This is a genomic window from Pseudomonas sp. MWU13-2100, from assembly GCF_023242365.1.
In the GTDB taxonomy this organism is placed as follows: Bacteria; Pseudomonadota; Gammaproteobacteria; order Pseudomonadales; family Pseudomonadaceae; genus Aquipseudomonas.
Genome location: NZ_JALLIX010000090.1, coordinates 1 through 3,549 on the forward strand (window position 1 = coordinate 1; position 3,549 = coordinate 3,549).

The following is a 3,549-nucleotide window of genomic DNA, read 5'->3' on the forward strand; positions in this document are numbered from 1 at the left end:
GACCTACTCTCACATGGGGAAACCCCACACTACCATCGGCGATGCATCGTTTCACTACTGAGTTCGGGATGGGATCAGGTGGTTCCAATGCTCTATGGTCGTCAAGAAATTCGGTAGCCGGCTCGTTTTCTCTTGCAAGATCACGCTCCAGCAAATGGGTATGTGACAGCTTGGTGTTTTGTGAGTCGCAAACTTTCGGTTCGTTTCGTCTTCACACACCGCAATCTGGCGCTCTTTCGCTTTTCAGCTCGAAGCAAGCAAATTGCTTGGGTGTTATATGGTCAAGCCTCACGGGCAATTAGTACAGGTTAGCTCAACGCCTCACAGCGCTTACACACCCTGCCTATCAACGTCGTAGTCTTCGACGGCCCTTCAGGGAACTCAAGGTTCCAGTGAGATCTCATCTTGAGGCAAGTTTCCCGCTTAGATGCTTTCAGCGGTTATCTTTCCCGAACATAGCTACCCGGCAATGCCACTGGCGTGACAACCGGAACACCAGAGGTTCGTCCACTCCGGTCCTCTCGTACTAGGAGCAGCCCCTCTCAAATCTCAAACGTCCACGGCAGATAGGGACCGAACTGTCTCACGACGTTCTAAACCCAGCTCGCGTACCACTTTAAATGGCGAACAGCCATACCCTTGGGACCGGCTTCAGCCCCAGGATGTGATGAGCCGACATCGAGGTGCCAAACACCGCCGTCGATATGAACTCTTGGGCGGTATCAGCCTGTTATCCCCGGAGTACCTTTTATCCGTTGAGCGATGGCCCTTCCATACAGAACCACCGGATCACTAAGACCTACTTTCGTACCTGCTCGACGTGTCTGTCTCGCAGTCAAGCGCGCTTTTGCCTTTATACTCTACGACCGATTTCCGACCGGTCTGAGCGCACCTTCGTACTCCTCCGTTACTCTTTAGGAGGAGACCGCCCCAGTCAAACTACCCACCATACACTGTCCTCGATCCGGATAACGGACCTGAGTTAGAACCTCAAAGTTGCCAGGGTGGTATTTCAAGGTTGGCTCCACGCGAACTGGCGTCCACGCTTCAAAGCCTCCCACCTATCCTACACAAGCAAATTCAAAGTCCAGTGCAAAGCTATAGTAAAGGTTCACGGGGTCTTTCCGTCTAGCCGCGGATACACTGCATCTTCACAGCGATTTCAATTTCACTGAGTCTCGGGTGGAGACAGCGCCGCCATCGTTACGCCATTCGTGCAGGTCGGAACTTACCCGACAAGGAATTTCGCTACCTTAGGACCGTTATAGTTACGGCCGCCGTTTACCGGGGCTTCGATCAAGAGCTTCGCGTTAGCTAACCCCATCAATTAACCTTCCGGCACCGGGCAGGCGTCACACCCTATACGTCCACTTTCGTGTTTGCAGAGTGCTGTGTTTTTAATAAACAGTCGCAGCGGCCTGGTATCTTCGACCGGCATGGGCTTACGGAGCAAGTCCTTCACCCTCACCGGCGCACCTTCTCCCGAAGTTACGGTGCCATTTTGCCTAGTTCCTTCACCCGAGTTCTCTCAAGCGCCTTGGTATTCTCTACCCAACCACCTGTGTCGGTTTGGGGTACGGTTCCTGGTTACCTGAAGCTTAGAAGCTTTTCTTGGAAGCATGGCATCAACCACTTCGTCATCTAAAAGACAACTCGTCATCAGCTCTCGGCCTTGAAATCCCGGATTTACCTAAGATTTCAGCCTACCACCTTAAACTTGGACAACCAACGCCAAGCTGGCCTAGCCTTCTCCGTCCCTCCATCGCAATAACCAGAAGTACAGGAATATTAACCTGTTTTCCATCGACTACGCTTTTCAGCCTCGCCTTAGGGACCGACTAACCCTGCGTCGATTAACGTTGCGCAGGAAACCTTGGTCTTTCGGCGTGGGTGTTTTTCACACCCATTGTCGTTACTCATGTCAGCATTCGCACTTCTGATACCTCCAGCAAGCTTCTCAACTCACCTTCACAGGCTTACAGAACGCTCCTCTACCGCATCACCTAAGTGATACCCGTAGCTTCGGTGCATGGTTTGAGCCCCGTTACATCTTCCGCGCAGGCCGACTCGACTAGTGAGCTATTACGCTTTCTTTAAAGGGTGGCTGCTTCTAAGCCAACCTCCTAGCTGTCTAAGCCTTCCCACATCGTTTCCCACTTAACCATGACTTTGGGACCTTAGCTGACGGTCTGGGTTGTTTCCCTTTTCACGACGGACGTTAGCACCCGCCGTGTGTCTCCCATGCTCGGCACTTGTAGGTATTCGGAGTTTGCATCGGTTTGGTAAGTCGGGATGACCCCCTAGCCGAAACAGTGCTCTACCCCCTACAGTGATACATGAGGCGCTACCTAAATAGCTTTCGAGGAGAACCAGCTATCTCCGAGCTTGATTAGCCTTTCACTCCGATCCACAGGTCATCCGCTAACTTTTCAACGGTAGTCGGTTCGGTCCTCCAGTTAGTGTTACCCAACCTTCAACCTGCCCATGGATAGATCGCCCGGTTTCGGGTCTATTCCCAGCGACTAGACGCCCTATTAAGACTCGCTTTCGCTACGCCTCCCCTATTCGGTTAAGCTCGCCACTGAAAATAAGTCGCTGACCCATTATACAAAAGGTACGCAGTCACCCAACAACGTGGGCTCCCACTGCTTGTACGCATACGGTTTCAGGATCTATTTCACTCCCCTCTCCGGGGTTCTTTTCGCCTTTCCCTCACGGTACTAGTTCACTATCGGTCAGTCAGTAGTATTTAGCCTTGGAGGATGGTCCCCCCATATTCAGACAAGGTTTCTCGTGCCCCGTCCTACTCGATTTCATGACCAAGAGATTTTCGCGTACAGGGCTATCACCCACTATGGCCGCACTTTCCAGAGCGTTCCGCTAATCTCAAAGCCACTTAAGGGCTGGTCCCCGTTCGCTCGCCACTACTAAGGGAATCTCGGTTGATTTCTTTTCCTCAGGGTACTTAGATGTTTCAGTTCCCCTGGTTCGCCTCTTGCACCTATGTATTCAGTACAAGATAACCATCTTATGATGGCTGGGTTCCCCCATTCAGACATCTCCGGATCAAAGTCTGTTTGCCGACTCCCCGAAGCTTTTCGCAGGCTACCACGTCTTTCATCGCCTCTGACTGCCAAGGCATCCACCGTATGCGCTTCTTCACTTGACCATATAACCCCAAGCAATCTGGTTATACTGTGAAGACGACATTCGCCGAAAATTCGCAAAACTCTTAAGAGTCACTCACAAATTTTACCTTAGCCTGAGCCGTTACCAGTGAAAGTAACGTCCAGTCTATCTTTCTATCACATACCCAAATTTTTAAAGAACGATCTAATCAAAGACTAGAAATCAACATTCACCATCGCAGTGATGGAATGCTCATTTCTAAGCTCTAACAACAAGAAACAGCAAAACAGCAGTAAGTGGTGGAGCCAAACGGGATCGAACCGTTGACCTCCTGCGTGCAAGGCAGGCGCTCTCCCAGCTGAGCTATGGCCCCGTATTTCTACAGGCTTTTCCCACACAAAATTGGTGGGTCTGGGCAGA

General features: G+C 51.3%; 1 tRNA gene and 2 rRNA genes. All 3 read right to left on the reverse strand.

Annotated features, from left to right (window positions below):
* Positions 1-106: ribosomal RNA gene (rrf, locus tag M5B99_RS29320) — 5S ribosomal RNA — on the reverse strand; the annotation flags it as partial.
* A 171-nt stretch (positions 107-277) separates the two neighbouring features.
* Positions 278-3,169 (reverse strand): 23S ribosomal RNA (locus M5B99_RS29325).
* A 257-nt stretch (positions 3,170-3,426) separates the two neighbouring features.
* Positions 3,427-3,502: transfer RNA gene (locus M5B99_RS29330), tRNA-Ala, on the reverse strand.
* Between the last annotated feature and the right edge of the window lie 47 nt (positions 3,503-3,549).